Here is a 992-nt window from a genome sequence, read left to right as displayed (position 1 = left end):
ATCTCCCTAATGGAGGGGAATAACTATTGGAAACGGTAGCTAATGCCACATAATGTCGTAAGACCAAAATGGGGGACTTAATTTTTTAAGCCTCATGCCATTAAATGAACCCAGATGTGATTAGCTAGTAGGTGAGATAATAGCTCACCTAGGCTACGATCTCTAGTTGGTCTGAGAGGATGACCAGCCACACTGGAACTGAGATACGGTCCAGACTCCTACGGGAGGCAGCAGTGGGGAATATTGCACAATGGGGGAAACCCTGATGCAGCTATACCGCGTGTGTGAAGAAGGCCTTAGGGTTGTAAAGCACTTTCAGCGGGAAAGAAAGTGATATTAATTAATAATTAATATCAATTGACGTTACCCGCAAAAGAAGCACCGGCTAACTCCGTGCCAGCAGCCGCGGTAAGACGGAGGGTGCAAGCGTTAATCGGAATTACTGGGCGTAAAGCGTATGCAGGCGGTTTATTAAGTCAGATGTGAAAGCCCTGGGCTTAACCTAGGAATTGCATTTGAAACTGATAAGCTAGAGTCTCGTAGAGGGGGGGAGAATTCCAAGTGTAGCGGTGAAATGCGTAGAGATTTGGAAGAATACCAGTGGCGAAGGCGCCCCCCTGGACGAAAACTGACGCTCAAATACGAAAGCATGGGGAGCAAACAGGATTAGATACCCTGGTAGTCCATGCTGTAAACGATGTCGATTTGAAGGTTGTAGCCTTGAGCTATAGCCTTCGAAGCTAACGCATTAAATCGACCGCCTGGGGAGTACGACCGCAAGGTTAAAACTCAAATGAATTGACGGGGGCCCGCACAAGCGGTGGAGCATGTGGTTTAATTCGATACAACGCGAAAAACCTTACCTACTCTTGACATCCAGAGTATCAAACAGAAATGTTTGAGTGCCTTCGGGAACTCTGAGACAGGTGCTGCATGGCTGTCGTCAGCTCGTGTTGTGAAATGTTGGGTTAAGTCCCGCAACGAGCGCTAGA

1 rRNA gene is annotated in these 992 nt (G+C 47.7%); it reads left to right on the top strand.

The window, feature by feature from the left end:
• Nucleotides 1-992 (top strand): 16S ribosomal RNA (locus tag CEX73_RS00395); the annotation flags it as partial.

The sequence above is a fragment of the Candidatus Palibaumannia cicadellinicola genome (assembly GCF_002855795.1).
Lineage (GTDB): Bacteria > Pseudomonadota > Gammaproteobacteria > Enterobacterales > Enterobacteriaceae > Baumannia > Baumannia cicadellinicola_C.
This window is presented reverse-complemented; position numbering and strand designations above follow the sequence as displayed.